The following is a 17,117-nucleotide window of genomic DNA, read 5'->3' as shown; positions in this document are numbered from 1 at the left end:
GTAGCTCGCCAAACGTGCTCTTCCCTCCCGGCAATGCTTAAGATCCCTCCCCATATTCGCTATGCTCAGGCTATCAGTGATAAGTGCAACACGGAGAAGTCATGATGTTCAAGATTGGGCAATTAGCCAAGCTGGCTGGCGTAACGCCAGATACTGTGCGCTATTACGAGAAGCAAGGCATGATGGATCATCATGTTCGTACCGAGGGCGGCTACCGGCTGTATAGCGATCAGGACTTACAACGCCTGCGTTTTATCCGCTATGCCAAGCAACTGGGCTTCACGCTGGAAACTATCGCCGAATTGCTGTCGATCCGTGTGGATCCAGAGCATCACACCTGCGAAGAGTCGAAATCCATCGTTGATGCGCGCCTGCATGAGGTTGAAAGCAAACTGACCGAGTTAACCAGAATGCGTGAGTCGCTGAAAAGGCTCAGCGATGCCTGCTGTGGTAGCGAACACACCAGCAATTATTGTTCGATCCTGGAGGCTTTGGAGCAGGGAGCCAGCGAAGAGAAAGCTAAAAGTGCGGTTTAACGGCGTCTGGGGCTTTAATTTTTATCTGGCCAGCAGTATTATCGGCGCGTTTATTATCACCAACCAACAGGAAGACCATGATGACTCAATATCGTCATACCAAAGGCAAGATCCAGGACAATGCTATTGAGGCGTTGCTACATGACCCTCTTTTCCGCCAACGGGTAGAGAAGAACAGTAAAGGGAAAGGCAGCTACCGGCGTAAAGACAAACATGCAAAAGGCGGTAACTGGGAGGCCAGTGGTAAATTGCCCAACGACAATTTACCACTGGCCTTCTGGTTTTAACCCGCAAAAAAGCCATCTCGTAAGATGGCTTTTAGCGTTATAAGCGGTGAATTACAGCTTCGGCTGCTGTTGCTGACTCAGCAGATCGCGGATTTCTGTCAGCAGCTTCTCTTCTGCGGTTGGCGCAGGCGGTGCGGCCGGCTCTTCAACTTCTTTACGGCGCATTTTGTTCATCAATTTGATGGCCATAAAGATCGCAAAGGCGACGATCACGAAATCAAAGATATTCTGCAGGAAGGAGCCATAGTTCATCACTACCGCTGGGACATTGTCTTTGGCTTCACGCAGTACCAGATGGAACTGTTTGAAATCAACGCCACCGATCAGCAGCCCCAAAGGTGGCATGATGATGTCGGCAACCAGGGAAGACACAATTTTACCGAATGCCGCACCAATGATCACACCCACTGCCAGATCGACCACGTTGCCACGCATGGCAAATTCGCGGAACTCTTTTAACATACCCATCAGAACACCCCTCAAAAAATTAGTAACGCAATTTTAACAAAGCAATTCCCCTTTGACACAATCAGTATAGGAAAATTTTTTGTTTTTCCTAATCCTCGACCTGGGATGTGTCAAAAAATCATTCGCATGATTTAAGTATCTATAAGAAGAACGGGCTTGGTTGGAACAGGCGCTCAACGTCTGGCACAAATTTCTTATCGGTAATAAACATGATCACGTGGTCGCCTTGCTGGATCCGGCTGTTGCCGTTGGCAATGATCACATCATCGCCGCGCACGATCGCGCCAATGGTGGTACCTGGCGGCAGCTTAATCTCTTCGACCATACGGCCTACGACCTTGGAGGTGCTTTCATCGCCATGGGCAATCGCTTCAATGGCTTCGGCAACGCCGCGGCGCAATGAGGAGACGCTGACAATATCGGCTTTACGTACGTGCCCCAGCAGCGCGGAGATGGTGGCCTGCTGTGGCGAAATTGCGATATCAATCACGCTGCCCTGGACCAGATCGACATAGGCACGGCGCTGGATCAATACCATCACCTTTTTGGCCCCCATGCGCTTGGCCAGCATGGCAGACATGATATTGGCTTCGTCATCGTTGGTGATGGCAATAAATACGTCCACCTGCTCGACATGCTCTTCGGCCAGCAGTTCCTGATCGGAGGCATCACCGTAAAATACGATGGTATCGTGCAGTTGCTCTGCCAGTTCGGCGGCACGTTGCTGGTTTTTCTCAATCAGCTTCACGTTGTACGATTTTTCCAACCGATGCGCCAGTCCGGCACCTACGTTACCACCGCCGACGATCATGATGCGTTTATAGGGCTTTTCGAGCCGTTGCAGCTCACTCATTACTGCGCGGATATGCTGTGATGCGGCAACGAAGAACACCTCATCGCCGGCTTCGATTATGGTCGAGCCTTGCGGGCGTATCGGGCGGTCATGGCGAAAAATAGCCGCCACGCGAGTATCGATATGTGGCATATGCTCACGCATGGCAGACAGAGCATTCCCCACCAGTGGGCCGCCATAATAGGCCTTCACAGCGGCGATGCTGACCTTGCCGTCGGCAAAGTTCACCACCTGCAAGGCGCCAGGGTATTCGATCAGCTTGTAGATGTAATCGATAACCAACTGCTCGGGTGAGATCAGGTGGTCGATGGGCACCGCTTCTGGATGGAATAGCTTCTCGGACTCACGGATATAATCCGGCGCCCGGATCCGTGCAATGCGGTTCGGGGTGTTAAACAGCGTATAAGCGATCTGGCAGGCGACCATATTGGTTTCGTCAGAGTTGGTGACGGCAACCAGCATATCGGCATCTTCGGCACCGGCTTCACGTAACACACGTGGGTGGGAGCCGTGCCCCTGGACGACGCGCAGGTCAAACTTGTCCTGCAACTGGCGTAGGCGCCCGGTATCGGTATCGACCACGGTGATATCGTTATTTTCACCCACCAGGTTTTCAGCCAGTGTTCCGCCTACTTGTCCTGCGCCAAGAATAATTATTTTCATCGATTTCTCTGCTCGATCTGCGACGGCCGTAGCCGATAGTTGAGAATGCCCGCGGGCGCTCCCTGAACAGTTATATTTTAATCAGCTTAGCGTAAAAGAAACCATCGCCATCCTCAGGATGAGGAAGATTCTGTTTACCTGGTGATTGTACATCGCCGGTTTCAACCAGCTTGGCATCGCCGTGACGTTGCAGGAACGCGGCTATCTGCTCACTATTTTCCTGCGGCAGAATAGAGCAGGTGGCATAGACCATCACGCCGCCGGGTTTCAGGCGTGGCCAGATGGCTTCCAAAATCTCACTCTGTAAGGCGGCCAGTTCGGCGATATCGCTGTCACGACGCAGCCATTTGATATCCGGGTGGCGGCGAATAACGCCGGTGGCGGAACAAGGGGCATCTAACAGGATACGATCGAACTGTTGGTCACCGCACCATTCCTGCGGGGTGCGGCCATCACCCTGGCGAACTTCTGCATGCTGGCGCAGGCGCTGCAGGTTTTCTTTCACCCGGCTTAAACGCTGTTCGTCAATATCCACGGCGAGCACGTGAGCTTTAGGAGCGGCTTCCAGAATATGGGTCGTTTTGCCGCCGGGGGCTGCGCAAAGATCGAGGATCTGTTCGCCGTTTTGCGGATCCAGCAGATCAACGCAACCTTGAGCGGAGGCGTCTTGTACCGTTACCCAGCCCTCGGAGAAGCCGGGCAAGTCCGTTACTGGGCACGGGGCCAACAAGCGCACTGCGTCGCGATACTCCGCATGAGGCTCGGCAGCAATGCCGGCCTGCTGCATAAGCTGCAGATAATCTTCACGGGTATGGTGCAGACGATTAACGCGCAGCCACATTGGCGGCTTCTGATTATTGGCATCAACGATCTGTTCCCACTGTGCCGGATAAGCCAGTTTGATGCGTTTAAGCAACCAGCTAGGGTGCAGATAGCGGCTTTCGTTATTGGCTGCACGTGCCAGCAGTTCTTCTTGCTGGCGTTGGAACTGGCGCAGTACACCGTTAATCAATCCTTTCAGCTGTGGGCGCTTCAAGGCGACCGCGCCTTCAACCGTTTCGGCTAACACTGCGTGCGGTGGAATACGGGTATACAGCAACTGATACAGGCCAACCATCAGCAAATAGTGCAGTGGGCGCTGTTTACCGGTCATAGGCTTTGCCATTAACTGCTGGATGCACCATTCGAGCTGCGGCAGCACCCGCAGCGTACCAAAGCAGAGCTCCTGCAATAGCCCACGGTCTTTATCAGAAATATTTTTTTGTAATGCGGGCAAAATGGTGCTGAGCGACTGCCCTTGATCCAGTACCTGGCCGATGGCCTTGGCAGCAATGCTTCGGAGATTGTAATTGTTTTTCATAGGCTAAGGCGGATTACGATCGGCATTAAGAAACGAACAGCCCGGCAACAATGGCCGGGCAATGGGAGTGGCTTATAACCGGTTGCCCGGCGTGAACCATTCGCGGCGAGAATTCAGTAAATCTTGTGCCGACATCGGTTTTTTACCGGCAGGCTGGAGCTGCGTGAGGTTGAGAATACCTTGCGCGGTAGCCACCTGAATGCCGTGCTTGTCGGCGTGCACGATAGTACCCGGTTCTGCGTTGGCGGTTTCCGCCAGCACGGTTGCCTGCCAGACTTTCACCGGTTGATCGTCGATGGTGAAATAGCTGATTGGCCAAGGGTTGAAAGCACGAATACAGCGTTCCAACTGTTCGGCAGAAAGGCTCCAATCCAGGCGTGCCTCTTCCTTGCTCAGCTTTTCTGCGTAGGTCACCAGCGCTTCGTCTTGAACTTCTCGCTGCACCGTACCCGCCGCCAATTGCTGCAAGGTAATCAACAGCCCTTGTGGCCCCAGTTCTGCCAGCTTGTTGTACAGGCTGGCACTGGTATCCGTGGCTTCGATCGAGCAAGCGATCTTGTGCATCATGTCGCCGGTATCGAGACCCACGTCCATTTGCATGATGGTTACGCCAGTTTCGCTATCGCCAGCCCACAAAGCGCGTTGGATCGGTGCCGCACCGCGCCAGCGTGGCAGCAGAGAACCATGAACGTTGATACAGCCCAGGCGAGGCATATCCAGCACGGCTTTCGGCAGGATCAGGCCATAGGCTACCACCACCATCACGTCCGCATTCAGGTCGGCAACCAGATGCTGATTCTCTTGCGGGCGCAGTGACTTAGGCTGGAAAACGGGGATTTGATGCTGTTCGGCCAGCACCTTGACCGGGCTTGGCGTCAGTTTGTTACCGCGGCCTGCGGGGCGATCGGGCTGGGTGAAGACGCCGACCACCTGGTGCCCAGATGACAACAGCGCGTCTAGGTGACGCGCTGCAAAGTCTGGAGTTCCGGCAAAAATAATCCGTAAAGAGTCAGACACGTTGATTTCCTGATCGGTTAGGCGCGAGCTTCAAGCTTGGCCATTTTTTCCAGTTTCTGACGGATACGTTGGCGTTTCAACGGCGACAGGTAATCGACAAACAGTTTGCCAACCAGATGATCCATTTCGTGCTGGATACAGATTGCCAGCAGGTCATCGGCCTCAAGCTCAAAAGGTTGTCCTTCACGATTGAGGGCGCGGATCTTCACTTTCTCTGCGCGTGGCACCAGGGCACGTTGCTCAGGGATGGAAAGGCAGCCTTCTTCGATACCGGTTTCACCGCTTTTTTCCAGCAGTTCCGGGTTGATCAACACCAGGCGTTGATCGCGGTTTTCAGAAACGTCGATGACGATAATGCGCTGATGAATATCGACCTGTGTCGCAGCCAGGCCAATGCCTTCCTCTGCGTACATGGTTTCAAACATATCATCCACGATGCGCTGGATATCTGCATTGACTTCTTTTACCGGGGCCGCAATTTTGCGTAGCCGCTCGTCTGGGAAATGTAATACCTGCAAGACTGACATATATCTTAAGATCTGTATCCGAGTGATGAACAGTGATTAGCTTCTATTCTAGACATTTCTTGGCCTGATTGACAGCATCCCAGACCAATTGCACGAATTGGTAATCCCCTAATTGCAGCGAGGGAATGCTCCATGCGGCCAGAAGAAATCGCTCTACGTATGCATGCGGTGACAAAGATCGACGCCCCGCAGGCCAGCCAGATTATCGATCGCCTGATTGCCGAAGGCGGCGATCCTTATCGGTTGCTTAAGCCCCTGGGGCTGAATGACCAGCAGCAAAGGCAGTTTCGGCGGGGGCATGGGCAATATCTCAAGGCAACGCTCAACTGGCTGGAGCAGCTGGGCAATCAGATGGTGCGATACGGTGAGCCAGCGTATCCCGAACTCTTGGCGCATATCGATGACGCGCCGTTATTACTGATGGTGCAGGGAGATATAGAGGTTTTGCAACAGCCGCAAATCGCTATGGTGGGTAGCCGTCAGTTCAGCCACTATGGCGAGCAGTGGGGCAGTTACTTTGCCAGCGGGTTGGTGCATTGCGGTTTCGCCATCACCAGCGGCTTGGCGATTGGCATTGACGGGATCTGTCACCGTGCCACTTTGGAGGCTGAAGGGGTCACCATTGCGGTATTGGGTAGCGGTCTGGCAAATATCTACCCACGCCGCCATCGCCGGCTGGCGGAGCAAATCATTGAGCAGGGTGGCGCTGTGATTTCCGAGCATCTGGCTACCGATTTGCCGCTGGCGGCTCATTTCCCGCGTCGTAACCGTATTATTAGTGGATTAAGCGCGGGTGTGGTGGTCATAGAGGCTTCATTGCGTAGCGGGTCGCTGATCACCGCGCGCTATGCGTTAGAACAGGGGCGCGAAGTGTTTGCCCTGCCGGGAGCATTGGGTAACCCGATGAGCGAGGGAACTCATTGGCTGATCCAGCAGGGGGCCAGCCTGGTCACCGGCCCAAAAGATATCGCAGAACAGCTGGGAAGTGGGCTGCAATGGCTGTCCGTGAGCGAAAATACAACTATTTCTGCATCAGAGGCCGAAGTTGAATTGCCATTTGCCGATGTGTTGGCTAACGTAGGAGATGAGGTGACACCTGTTGACGTCGTCGCTGAACGTGCCGGCCAACCTGTGCCAGAGGTAGTAATCAAATTACTCGATCTGGAGTTAGCAGGTTGGATCGCAGCTGTACCCGGCGGCTATGTCCGAATAAGGAGGGCATGCCATGTTCGACGTACTCATGTATTTGTTTGAGACCTATATCCACAATGAGCCAGAGATGCACGTTGATCAGGATACCTTGACCGACGATCTTACCGAAGCAGGATTTGATCGTGATGATATCTTCAACGCGTTGAATTGGCTCGAAAAGCTTGCAGACCTCCAGGAAGGCGAGAATGCCCCTTATTTTATGGATGCCGATCCGCTGGCTATGCGGATCTACACCGAAGAAGAGAGCGTGCGTTTAGATGCCGGTTGCCGTGGTTTTCTCCTGTTCCTAGAACAGATCCAGGTATTGAACCTCGAAACCCGTGAAATGGTTATCGATCGTGTTATGGCTTTGGATAATACGGAATTTGATCTCGAAGATCTGAAATGGGTAGTGCTGATGGTGTTGTTCAATATCCCCGGATATGAGAGCGCCTATCAGCAGATGGAAGAACTGTTATTTGAAGTAAACGAAGGTTACCTGCACTGAGTAGGTAACAGGCATAGAAGACGTTATGACAAAACCAGCGATTTTTGCCGCGAGGCAAAATGAACCCTGTCCGGAATGCGGGGCCGAGTTGGTGATCCGCAGTGGTCGCCACGGCCCCTTCCTCGGCTGTTCTCAATATCCGCAGTGCGAGTATATCCGGCCTTTGAAAGCGCAGGCGGATGGCCATATCGTCAAAGTGCTGGAGGGCCAGCAATGCCCGAAATGCCAGGCAACGCTGGTGTTGCGCCAGGGACGTTATGGCATGTTTATTGGTTGCAGCCATTATCCCGACTGCGATCATACTGAAGTGATCGACAAACCGGATGAAACCAGCATCGCCTGCCCTCAGTGTGGCCAAGGCCAACTGCTGCAGCGCAAATCTCGCTATGGCAAGGTGTTCCATTCCTGCGATCGCTATCCGGAATGTCAGTTTGTACTCAATTTTAAACCCGTCGCCGGTGAGTGTGCTTACTGCCACTATCCATTACTGATGGAAAAGCGCACGGCAAAAGGCCCAACGCTTTGCTGCGCCAGTAAACTGTGCGGAAAACCCGTCGCTATCTCAGAATAATCAAGCTATGAACCCAGAACAAACTTCCGCATTCGCGCCTATTATTGCCGCGCTGGAAAACCAGCAAGTAATCGCTTATCCAACAGAAGCGGTATTCGGTCTGGGGTGTGACCCAGATAGCGAACAGGCCGTCAGACAGCTGTTGGCCTTGAAACAACGTCCGTGGGAAAAAGGCTTGATCCTGATCGCTGCCGATTATGCTCAGCTAGCGCCGTATATTGATGATGGCGCATTGAACGAGCAGCAGCGTGCCACGATCTTTGCCAGTTGGCCTGGCCCGGTAACCTGGGTGATCCCGGCAAAACCGCAAACGCCAGCCCTGCTGACAGGCCGCTTTAGTTCGTTGGCCGTGCGCGTTAGCGATCATCCTTTGGTGCAACAGCTGTGCCGCCAGTTCGGTAAGCCGCTGGTGTCAACCAGTGCCAACTTAAGCGGTGAGGAGCCGTGCCGCACCGTAGCCGAAGTGATACAGCAGTTTGGTGACGCTTTCCCGGTGCTGGCAGGTAACGTGGGTGGCCGGTTAAACCCTTCTGAAATCAGAGATGCTTTGACCGGTAAGCAGATCCGTCAGGGCTAGAGGCTAGATCTATGGAGAAGTTCGCGGTATTCGGTAACCCGATTGCTCACAGTAAATCCCCACGCATCCACGCGCTGTTTGCGCAGCAAACCGGGATCGAACACCCCTACGGCACCGTGCTAGCTCCGTTGGACGGATTTGTACCCACCTTGCAGCAGTTTATTGCTGCTGGTGGCCAAGGGGCCAACGTCACCGTCCCTTTTAAAGAATGTGCCTATGAGGCAGCAAGCGAACTTAGCGAAAGGGCGGCAATGGCCGGTGCGGTGAATACGCTAAAGGTATTGCCCGATGGAAAGCTGCTGGGGGATAACACCGACGGTATCGGTTTGCTGTCTGATCTTGAACGCCAACGTTTGATTCTGCCAAGTGACCGCGTGTTGCTGGTTGGAGCCGGTGGTGCTGCGCGCGGCGTGATCCTGCCATTGCTCTCTTTTGGTTGTGAAGTGGTGTTGACCAACCGCACCTTCAGCCGTGCCGAGGAGTTGGCAGCGGCGTTCCGGCATCTGGGGGAGATCGCTGCCTTGCCGCTGGATCGGCTGGATCAACAGCATTTTGATTTAGTGATCAACGCGACTGCTTCAGGATTCAAGGGGGAGATCCCGGCACTGCCTGACAGTATTATCCACAGCACGACCCGGTGCTATGACATGTTCTACCAACAGGGCAGCACCCCATTCCTGGCCTGGGCTCAGCAGTTGGGGGCGCAACATTATGCGGACGGTTTAGGCATGCTGGTGGGGCAGGCTGCCCATGCTTTCTTTTTATGGCATGGCGTGATGCCGGAGATCGAACCGGTATTGCAGCAATTACGTCAGGAAATGGCGGTGTGAGGGGGCCCCGCTCTGGCAAGCAGGGCGGGGCAGTTAGATATCTTCACTGAGATATTCGTCTTTCCAACGTACATAGTTATTGGCCGAATAGCGTAGCCCTTCCAGTTCCGCCGGGGTCAAGGCTCTAACCCGGCGTGCAGGGCTGCCTACATATAAGTAGCCACTCTCCAGATGCTTGCCGGGTGCGACCAGGCTACCTGCACCAATCATCACATCATCTTCTATTACGGCACCGTCGAGCAGAATGGAGCCCATCCCCACCAAAACGCGATTACCGATGGTACAACCATGCAGCATGGCTTTATGCCCAACGGTGACATCCTCGCCGATCAGTAAAGGGTAACCCGCCGGATTATAATCGGATTGATGGGTGACATGCAGAATGCTGCCATCCTGGATATTACTGCGTGCGCCGATCTTTACCGCGTTGACATCACCGCGGATGGCAACCAAGGGCCAAACGCTGACGTCATCAGCCAGATCAACGTTGCCGATCACTACGCTGGAAGGATCGATCATGACGCGTTGGCCAATTTGAGGGGAGTAATGCAGATAAGGACGCACTGAATTGGACATGGGATTGCCTCGTATAAGGATCTTATTACCGGCAATACTAGACTTTGACGGTGGAATTACAACCAGTTAACACGGGGGATCGTCGGTAAAACGACCTTGATCGGGCAAGATCCGTGCGAAAGGGCGGAAAAGTGCGCAGTCGGTAAGAAAAGATCTAAAAAGGGGTTGTGGAAAAAAATGGGATCCCTATAATGCGCCTCCATCGACACGGAACATGTGAACAACTTCACAGAGTCTCCGGGGGTCGCAGAGAAAAAACCTGAAATTAAGGTTGACTCTGAAAGAGGAAAGCGTAATATACGCCACCTCGAGTTAGCAAGCGAAAGCGCGTAACTCACTGCTCTTTAACAATTTATCAGACAATCTGTGTGGGCACTCACAAGACGATATCCAGCTACTTCGGTAGCAAAAAAATATCAAGTCTTGAAGAGTGACCAAGCAGTCATTCATGCGAATGAATGATTACGAAAGTTAATTTTCGAGCATCGCTGCACGAGTTGCAGCAAGTCAAGCTTTTAATTGAAGAGTTTGATCATGGCTCAGATTGAACGCTGGCGGCAGGCCTAACACATGCAAGTCGAGCGGTAGCACAAGGAGCTTGCTCCTGGGTGACGAGCGGCGGACGGGTGAGTAATGTCTGGGAAACTGCCCGATGGAGGGGGATAACTACTGGAAACGGTAGCTAATACCGCATAACGTCTTCGGACCAAAGTGGGGGACCTTCGGGCCTCACACCATCGGATGTGCCCAGATGGGATTAGCTAGTAGGTGAGGTAATGGCTCACCTAGGCGACGATCCCTAGCTGGTCTGAGAGGATGACCAGCCACACTGGAACTGAGACACGGTCCAGACTCCTACGGGAGGCAGCAGTGGGGAATATTGCACAATGGGCGCAAGCCTGATGCAGCCATGCCGCGTGTGTGAAGAAGGCCTTCGGGTTGTAAAGCACTTTCAGCGAGGAGGAAGGGTTCGGTGTTAATAGCACCGTTCATTGACGTTACTCGCAGAAGAAGCACCGGCTAACTCCGTGCCAGCAGCCGCGGTAATACGGAGGGTGCAAGCGTTAATCGGAATTACTGGGCGTAAAGCGCACGCAGGCGGTTTGTTAAGTCAGATGTGAAATCCCCGAGCTTAACTTGGGAACTGCATTTGAAACTGGCAAGCTAGAGTCTTGTAGAGGGGGGTAGAATTCCAGGTGTAGCGGTGAAATGCGTAGAGATCTGGAGGAATACCGGTGGCGAAGGCGGCCCCCTGGACAAAGACTGACGCTCAGGTGCGAAAGCGTGGGGAGCAAACAGGATTAGATACCCTGGTAGTCCACGCTGTAAACGATGTCGACTTGGAGGTTGTGCCCTTGAGGCGTGGCTTCCGGAGCTAACGCGTTAAGTCGACCGCCTGGGGAGTACGGCCGCAAGGTTAAAACTCAAATGAATTGACGGGGGCCCGCACAAGCGGTGGAGCATGTGGTTTAATTCGATGCAACGCGAAGAACCTTACCTACTCTTGACATCCACAGAACTTTCCAGAGATGGATTGGTGCCTTCGGGAACTGTGAGACAGGTGCTGCATGGCTGTCGTCAGCTCGTGTTGTGAAATGTTGGGTTAAGTCCCGCAACGAGCGCAACCCTTATCCTTTGTTGCCAGCGCGTCATGGCGGGAACTCAAAGGAGACTGCCGGTGATAAACCGGAGGAAGGTGGGGATGACGTCAAGTCATCATGGCCCTTACGAGTAGGGCTACACACGTGCTACAATGGCATATACAAAGAGAAGCGAACTCGCGAGAGCAAGCGGACCTCATAAAGTATGTCGTAGTCCGGATCGGAGTCTGCAACTCGACTCCGTGAAGTCGGAATCGCTAGTAATCGTAGATCAGAATGCTACGGTGAATACGTTCCCGGGCCTTGTACACACCGCCCGTCACACCATGGGAGTGGGTTGCAAAAGAAGTAGGTAGCTTAACCTTCGGGAGGGCGCTTACCACTTTGTGATTCATGACTGGGGTGAAGTCGTAACAAGGTAACCGTAGGGGAACCTGCGGTTGGATCACCTCCTTACCTAAAGATATGCAGTTGCGTGCAGTGTCCACACAGATTGTCTGATGAAAAGTAATGAGCAAAGCGCTACCTGTTGATGTAATGAGTCTTCTGGACTCATGCTGATACGAGAAACGGTTAAACCCTGGGTTTAATCGGATTTTGTGTCCCCATCGTCTAGAGGCCTAGGACACTGCCCTTTCACGGCTGTAACAGGGGTTCGAATCCCCTTGGGGACGCCATCCGATAATGAGTGAAAGACATTATCACCGGTCATTCGTGACTGATTATCTTAAAGATGACTCTTGCGAGTCGTGTTTAAGATATTGCTCTTTAACAATCTGGAACAAGCTGAAAATTGAAACATGACAGCTGAAACTTATCCCTCCGTAGAACTATTGGGGTAAGGATTAACCTGTCATAGAGTCTCTCAAATAAACAGCACGACAGTGTCTCTGTTTACAGAAACACCTTCGGGTTGTGAGGTTAAGTGACTAAGCGTACACGGTGGATGCCTAGGCAGTCAGAGGCGATGAAGGGCGTGCTAATCTGCGAAAAGTGTCGGTAAGGTGATATGAACCGTTATAACCGGCAATACCCGAATGGGGAAACCCAGTGTGTTTCGACACACTATCGTATGGTGAATACATAGCCATACGAGGCGAACCGGGGGAACTGAAACATCTAAGTACCCCGAGGAAAAGAAATCAACCGAGATTCCCCTAGTAGCGGCGAGCGAACGGGGAACAGCCCAGAACCTGAATCAGTTCTTGTGTTAGTGGAAGCGTCTGGAAAGTCGCGCAGCAAAGGGTGATAGCCCCGTACACTAAAATGCATTAACTGTGAGTTCGATGAGTAGGGCGGGACACGTGACATCCTGTCTGAATATGGGGGGACCATCCTCCAAGGCTAAATACTCCTGACTGACCGATAGTGAACCAGTACCGTGAGGGAAAGGCGAAAAGAACCCCGGCGAGGGGAGTGAAATAGAACCTGAAACCGTGTACGTACAAGCAGTGGGAGCACCTTCGTGGTGTGACTGCGTACCTTTTGTATAATGGGTCAGCGACTTATATTTTGTAGCAAGGTTAACCGTATAGGGGAGCCGTAGGGAAACCGAGTCTTAACTGGGCGAATAGTTGCAAGGTATAGACCCGAAACCCGGTGATCTAGCCATGGGCAGGTTGAAGGTTGGGTAACACTAACTGGAGGACCGAACCGACTAATGTTGAAAAATTAGCGGATGACTTGTGGCTGGGGGTGAAAGGCCAATCAAACCGGGAGATAGCTGGTTCTCCCCGAAAGCTATTTAGGTAGCGCCTCGTGAACTCATCTTCGGGGGTAGAGCACTGTTTCGGCTAGGGGGCCATCCCGGCTTACCAAACCGATGCAAACTCCGAATACCGAAGAATGTTATCACGGGAGACACACGGCGGGTGCTAACGTCCGTCGTGAAGAGGGAAACAACCCAGACCGCCAGCTAAGGTCCCAAAGTCATGGTTAAGTGGGAAACGATGTGGGAAGGCATAGACAGCCAGGATGTTGGCTTAGAAGCAGCCATCATTTAAAGAAAGCGTAATAGCTCACTGGTCGAGTCGGCCTGCGCGGAAGATGTAACGGGGCTAAACCATGCACCGAAGCTGCGGCAGCGACGCTTAGGCGTTGTTGGGTAGGGGAGCGTTCTGTAAGCCGTTGAAGGTGAACTGTGAGGTTTGCTGGAGGTATCAGAAGTGCGAATGCTGACATAAGTAACGATAAAGCGGGTGAAAAACCCGCTCGCCGGAAGACCAAGGGTTCCTGTCCAACGTTAATCGGGGCAGGGTGAGTCGACCCCTAAGGCGAGGCCGAAAGGCGTAGTCGATGGGAAACAGGTTAATATTCCTGTACTCGGTGTTACTGCGAAGGGGGGACGGAGAAGGCTAGGCTAGCCGGGCGACGGTTGTCCCGGTTTAAGCGTGTAGGGGGAGTGACCTGGTAAATCCGGTTACTTACTAACCCTGAGGCGTGATGACGATGCACTACGGTGCAGAAGTAGTTGATGCCCTGCTTCCAGGAAAAGCCTCTAAGCATCAGGTAACATCAAATCGTACCCCAAACCGACACAGGTGGTCAGGTAGAGAATACCAAGGCGCTTGAGAGAACTCGGGTGAAGGAACTAGGCAAAATGGTGCCGTAACTTCGGGAGAAGGCACGCTGGCGCGTAGGTGAAGAGACTTGCTCTCGGAGCTGAAGCCAGTCGCAGATACCAGCTGGCTGCAACTGTTTAATAAAAACACAGCACTGTGCAAACACGAAAGTGGACGTATACGGTGTGACGCCTGCCCGGTGCTGGAAGGTTAATTGATGGGGTCAGCCGCAAGGCGAAGCTCTTGATCGAAGCCCCAGTAAACGGCGGCCGTAACTATAACGGTCCTAAGGTAGCGAAATTCCTTGTCGGGTAAGTTCCGACCTGCACGAATGGCGTAATGATGGCCAGGCTGTCTCCACCCGAGACTCAGTGAAATTGAACTCGCTGTGAAGATGCAGTGTACCCGCGGCAAGACGGAAAGACCCCGTGAACCTTTACTATAGCTTGACACTGAACATTGAGCCTTGATGTGTAGGATAGGTGGGAGGCTTTGAAGTGTGGACGCCAGTCTGCATGGAGCCAACCTTGAAATACCACCCTTTAATGTTTGATGTTCTAACTCGGCCCCGTAATCCGGGGTGAGGACAGTGTCTGGTGGGTAGTTTGACTGGGGCGGTCTCCTCCCAAAGAGTAACGGAGGAGCACGAAGGTTAGCTAATCACGGTCGGACATCGTGAGGTTAGTGCAAAGGCATAAGCTAGCTTGACTGCGAGAGTGACGGCTCGAGCAGGTACGAAAGTAGGTCTTAGTGATCCGGTGGTTCTGAATGGAAGGGCCATCGCTCAACGGATAAAAGGTACTCCGGGGATAACAGGCTGATACCGCCCAAGAGTTCATATCGACGGCGGTGTTTGGCACCTCGATGTCGGCTCATCACATCCTGGGGCTGAAGTAGGTCCCAAGGGTATGGCTGTTCGCCATTTAAAGTGGTACGCGAGCTGGGTTTAGAACGTCGTGAGACAGTTCGGTCCCTATCTGCCGTGGGCGTTGGAAGATTGAGAGGGGTTGCTCCTAGTACGAGAGGACCGGAGTGAACGCACCACTGGTGTTCGGGTTGTCATGCCAATGGCACTGCCCGGTAGCTAAGTGCGGAAAAGATAAGCGCTGAAAGCATCTAAGCGCGAAACTTGCCTCGAGATGAGTCTTCCCTGGGCCTTTAAGGCCCCTGAAGGAACGTTTAAGACTAAGACGTTGATAGGCTGGGTGTGTAAGTGCAGCGATGCATTGAGCTAACCAGTACTAATGATCCGTGAGGCTTAACCTTACAACACCGAAGGTGTTTTAGAGTAGACGACAATTTTCAGCAAAGTTCCGAGATTGGTTTCAATGGCGACACGAGAGTGAAGCGGTTGAAATGAAACGAATTTGCCTGGCGGCAATAGCGCGGTGGTCCCACCTGACCCCATGCCGAACTCAGAAGTGAAACGCCGTAGCGCCGATGGTAGTGTGGGGTCTCCCCATGCGAGAGTAGGACACTGCCAGGCATCAAATTAGCGTGCTGATATGGCTCAGTTGGTAGAGCGCACCCTTGGTAAGGGTGAGGTCCCCAGTTCGACTCTGGGTATCAGCACCACTTTATTTAAGTGGTTTAGAAGTTCGGCAGAAAAAAGAATCAAAAGAATTTGCTTGGCGGCAATAGCGCGGTGGTCCCACCTGACCCCATGCCGAACTCAGAAGTGAAACGCCGTAGCGCCGATGGTAGTGTGGGGTCTCCCCATGCGAGAGTAGGACACTGCCAAGCATCAATTAAGCCGAGAGGCCATCCGCAAGGATGGCCTTTTTGCTTTTGTGCGGTTTGAAATTCCCCATACTGGCTGACAGCCTGGCGATGAAACATTTTCACCTTCCCGTTGAATCCTCGACATGACGCTAAAAAAGCGCTATCTTCGGGCATCTAGAAGTCTAAACGTATAAACGGATGTGTGAGGGGTAAGCAATGCCGATTCGTGTTCCTGATGAGTTACCTGCGGTCAATTTCTTGCGTAATGAGAACGTGTTTGTCATGACATCCTCACGCGCAAAAACACAGGAAATCAGGCCGTTAAAGGTACTTATCCTCAACCTGATGCCGAAAAAGATCGAAACGGAAAACCAGTTTCTGCGTTTGCTTTCCAACTCGCCATTGCAGATCGATATTCAGCTACTGCGCATCGATAGCCGTGAGTCGAAGAATACGCCCACGGAGCACCTGAATAATTTCTACTGTAACTTTGAAGATATCCAGAATGAGAACTTTGACGGGCTGATCGTCACTGGCGCTCCGCTGGGCCTGGTGGACTTCTGTGATGTTGCCTATTGGCCGCAGATCGAGCGAGTGATCGAGTGGGCCAAGGATCATGTGACTTCAACCCTGTTTGTCTGCTGGGCAGTGCAGGCCGCGCTAAACATCCTGTACGGCATTCCAAAGAAGACGCGTGAGGTGAAGCTCTCCGGAGTGTACCAGCATCGTACGCTGCACCAACATGCCTTGCTGACCCGAGGTTTTGATGAAACCTTCCTGGCTCCTCACTCCCGCTATGCTGATTTCCCAACCGAGATCCTGCGGCAGTACACCGATCTGGATATCCTGGCTGAATCAGAACTGGCTGGCGCCTATCTGTTCGCTACCAAGGATAAGCGCATGGCCTTTGTCACCGGGCATCCGGAATATGACGCCCTGACGCTAGCGGGTGAGTATTGTCGTGATAACGATGCAGGCCTCAACCCGAGCGTACCGCTAAATTATTTCCCCGATGACAACCCCGAATTGCCCCCCGCAGCTTCATGGCGAAGCCATGGTCACCTGCTGTTTTCCAACTGGTTGAACTACTACGTTTACCAGATCACGCCGTTCGATCTGCGTCATATGAATCCTACCCTCGAGTAACATTTTTCTCTGCACCGGGTGGCTGAATCGAGGCCGCCCTGGTTTACCCTGCCGTTTTTCCTGCCAAACCTGCAACGTTTCAGCATCGATAACTTATTTAAAAACAATGTATTACCGGCATTC

General features: G+C 52.9%; 14 protein-coding genes, 2 tRNA genes and 4 rRNA genes. 14 read left to right on the top strand and 6 right to left on the bottom strand.

From position 1 onward, the window contains the following. Positions 1 to 104: 104 nt before the first annotated feature. Together zntR and KGP17_RS25130 are read left to right on the top strand one after the other, a co-directional pair. Entirely contained in the window at positions 105 to 536 is a 432-nt protein-coding gene (zntR, locus tag KGP17_RS25135) for a Zn(2+)-responsive transcriptional regulator (RefSeq protein ID WP_037376737.1), read from the top strand. Positions 537 to 616: 80 nt separating this feature from the next. Continuing rightward, positions 617 to 823, top strand: a complete 207-nt coding sequence (locus KGP17_RS25130) for an alternative ribosome-rescue factor A (RefSeq protein ID WP_021808122.1) — start codon at positions 617 to 619, stop codon at positions 821 to 823. Between the two features lie 51 nt (positions 824 to 874). On the opposite strand, the gene mscL is transcribed toward KGP17_RS25130, so the two are convergent. From mscL to def, 5 genes are all read right to left on the bottom strand, one after another. Continuing rightward, the gene (gene mscL, locus KGP17_RS25125; RefSeq protein ID WP_021808121.1) at positions 875 to 1,291 is read right to left on the bottom strand and encodes a large-conductance mechanosensitive channel protein MscL; all 417 of its coding nucleotides are present in this window, start codon (positions 1,289 to 1,291) and stop codon (positions 875 to 877) included. Positions 1,292 to 1,430: 139 nt separating this feature from the next. Then, positions 1,431 to 2,807 (bottom strand): Trk system potassium transporter TrkA, encoded by a 1,377-nt coding sequence (gene trkA / locus KGP17_RS25120; RefSeq protein ID WP_021182211.1) that lies wholly within the window; start codon positions 2,805 to 2,807, stop codon positions 1,431 to 1,433. A 70-nt stretch (positions 2,808 to 2,877) separates the two neighbouring features. Then, positions 2,878 to 4,167, bottom strand: coding sequence for a 16S rRNA (cytosine(967)-C(5))-methyltransferase RsmB (gene rsmB, locus KGP17_RS25115; RefSeq protein ID WP_094983206.1), 1,290 nt, complete (start codon positions 4,165 to 4,167; stop codon positions 2,878 to 2,880). A 72-nt stretch (positions 4,168 to 4,239) separates the two neighbouring features. Beyond that, the gene (fmt, locus tag KGP17_RS25110) at positions 4,240 to 5,184 is read right to left on the bottom strand and encodes a methionyl-tRNA formyltransferase (protein ID WP_071683074.1); all 945 of its coding nucleotides are present in this window, start codon (positions 5,182 to 5,184) and stop codon (positions 4,240 to 4,242) included. A gap of 17 nt (positions 5,185 to 5,201) precedes the next feature. Then, on the bottom strand, positions 5,202 to 5,711 hold the full coding sequence (gene def, locus KGP17_RS25105; protein ID WP_021182208.1) for a peptide deformylase: 510 nt from the start codon (positions 5,709 to 5,711) through the stop codon (positions 5,202 to 5,204). Between the two features lie 132 nt (positions 5,712 to 5,843). Here def and dprA point away from each other — a divergent pair, with 132 nt between their 5' ends. From dprA to aroE, 5 genes are read left to right on the top strand one after another with little or no spacing between them, the layout of a single operon-like run. Beyond that, the gene (gene dprA, locus KGP17_RS25100; protein ID WP_021808118.1) at positions 5,844 to 6,965 is read left to right on the top strand and encodes a DNA-protecting protein DprA; all 1,122 of its coding nucleotides are present in this window, start codon (positions 5,844 to 5,846) and stop codon (positions 6,963 to 6,965) included. Then, positions 6,937 to 7,410, top strand: a complete 474-nt coding sequence (locus KGP17_RS25095) for a DUF494 family protein (protein ID WP_021182206.1) — start codon at positions 6,937 to 6,939, stop codon at positions 7,408 to 7,410. The genes dprA and KGP17_RS25095 overlap by 29 nt, the downstream gene beginning before the upstream one ends. 25 nt (positions 7,411 to 7,435) lie before the next feature. Then, entirely contained in the window at positions 7,436 to 7,981 is a 546-nt protein-coding gene (locus tag KGP17_RS25090; protein WP_021182205.1) for a type I DNA topoisomerase, read from the top strand. Between the two features lie 7 nt (positions 7,982 to 7,988). Beyond that, positions 7,989 to 8,558: an L-threonylcarbamoyladenylate synthase type 1 TsaC gene (gene tsaC, locus KGP17_RS25085; protein WP_223498566.1), complete on the top strand. Its 570-nt coding sequence runs from the start codon at positions 7,989 to 7,991 to the stop codon at positions 8,556 to 8,558. Between the two features lie 11 nt (positions 8,559 to 8,569). Next, the gene (aroE, locus tag KGP17_RS25080) at positions 8,570 to 9,388 is read left to right on the top strand and encodes a shikimate dehydrogenase (RefSeq protein WP_094983208.1); all 819 of its coding nucleotides are present in this window, start codon (positions 8,570 to 8,572) and stop codon (positions 9,386 to 9,388) included. 33 nt (positions 9,389 to 9,421) lie between these two features. Here aroE and KGP17_RS25075 read toward each other — a convergent pair whose 3' ends face one another. Continuing rightward, positions 9,422 to 9,964 carry a gamma carbonic anhydrase family protein gene (locus tag KGP17_RS25075; RefSeq protein WP_021808115.1) on the bottom strand — a complete coding sequence of 181 codons (543 nt, stop codon included), beginning with the start codon at positions 9,962 to 9,964 and terminating at the stop codon, positions 9,422 to 9,424. A 516-nt stretch (positions 9,965 to 10,480) separates the two neighbouring features. Here KGP17_RS25075 and KGP17_RS25070 point away from each other — a divergent pair. From KGP17_RS25070 to metA, 7 genes are all read left to right on the top strand, one after another. Continuing rightward, positions 10,481 to 12,021: ribosomal RNA gene (locus tag KGP17_RS25070) — 16S ribosomal RNA — on the top strand. Positions 12,022 to 12,166: 145 nt separating this feature from the next. After that, a tRNA-Glu gene (locus tag KGP17_RS25065) sits at positions 12,167 to 12,242 on the top strand. 242 nt (positions 12,243 to 12,484) lie between these two features. Continuing rightward, positions 12,485 to 15,392, top strand: a 23S ribosomal RNA gene (locus tag KGP17_RS25060). Between the two features lie 104 nt (positions 15,393 to 15,496). After that, positions 15,497 to 15,612: ribosomal RNA gene (rrf, locus tag KGP17_RS25055) — 5S ribosomal RNA — on the top strand. 13 nt (positions 15,613 to 15,625) lie between these two features. Next, a tRNA-Thr gene (locus KGP17_RS25050) sits at positions 15,626 to 15,701 on the top strand. 52 nt (positions 15,702 to 15,753) lie between these two features. Further along, positions 15,754 to 15,869, top strand: a 5S ribosomal RNA gene (gene rrf, locus KGP17_RS25045). The 16S, 23S and 5S rRNA genes sit together here with 2 tRNA genes alongside, the layout of an rRNA operon. Positions 15,870 to 16,064: 195 nt before the next feature. After that, positions 16,065 to 16,994, top strand: coding sequence for a homoserine O-succinyltransferase (gene metA / locus KGP17_RS25040; RefSeq protein ID WP_059199050.1), 930 nt, complete (start codon positions 16,065 to 16,067; stop codon positions 16,992 to 16,994). Positions 16,995 to 17,117 lie beyond the last annotated feature (123 nt).

It is taken from the genome of Serratia sp. JSRIV001 (assembly GCF_019968745.1).
Lineage (GTDB): Bacteria > Pseudomonadota > Gammaproteobacteria > Enterobacterales > Enterobacteriaceae > Chania > Chania fonticola_B.
The sequence above is the reverse complement of the archived record's forward strand: the minus strand, read 5'-3'. Positions and strand labels throughout refer to the sequence as shown.

Excerpts from the sequence above, each read along its gene's own strand:
- zntR (WP_037376737.1), top strand. The coding sequence starts at position 105 with ATGTTCAAGATTGGGCAATTAGCCAAGCTGGCTGGCGTAACGCCAGAT.
- KGP17_RS25130 (WP_021808122.1), top strand. The coding sequence starts at position 617 with ATGACTCAATATCGTCATACCAAAGGCAAGATCCAGGACAATGCTATT.
- mscL (WP_021808121.1), bottom strand. The coding sequence starts at position 1,291 with ATGGGTATGTTAAAAGAGTTCCGCGAATTTGCCATGCGTGGCAACGTG.
- trkA (WP_021182211.1), bottom strand. The coding sequence starts at position 2,807 with ATGAAAATAATTATTCTTGGCGCAGGACAAGTAGGCGGAACACTGGCT.
- rsmB (WP_094983206.1), bottom strand. The coding sequence starts at position 4,167 with ATGAAAAACAATTACAATCTCCGAAGCATTGCTGCCAAGGCCATCGGC.
- def (WP_021182208.1), bottom strand. The coding sequence starts at position 5,711 with ATGTCAGTCTTGCAGGTATTACATTTCCCAGACGAGCGGCTACGCAAA.
- dprA (WP_021808118.1), top strand. The coding sequence starts at position 5,844 with ATGCGGCCAGAAGAAATCGCTCTACGTATGCATGCGGTGACAAAGATC.
- KGP17_RS25095 (WP_021182206.1), top strand. The coding sequence starts at position 6,937 with ATGTTCGACGTACTCATGTATTTGTTTGAGACCTATATCCACAATGAG.
- KGP17_RS25090 (WP_021182205.1), top strand. The coding sequence starts at position 7,436 with ATGACAAAACCAGCGATTTTTGCCGCGAGGCAAAATGAACCCTGTCCG.
- tsaC (WP_223498566.1), top strand. The coding sequence starts at position 7,989 with ATGAACCCAGAACAAACTTCCGCATTCGCGCCTATTATTGCCGCGCTG.
- aroE (WP_094983208.1), top strand. The coding sequence starts at position 8,570 with ATGGAGAAGTTCGCGGTATTCGGTAACCCGATTGCTCACAGTAAATCC.
- KGP17_RS25075 (WP_021808115.1), bottom strand. The coding sequence starts at position 9,964 with ATGTCCAATTCAGTGCGTCCTTATCTGCATTACTCCCCTCAAATTGGC.
- metA (WP_059199050.1), top strand. The coding sequence starts at position 16,065 with ATGCCGATTCGTGTTCCTGATGAGTTACCTGCGGTCAATTTCTTGCGT.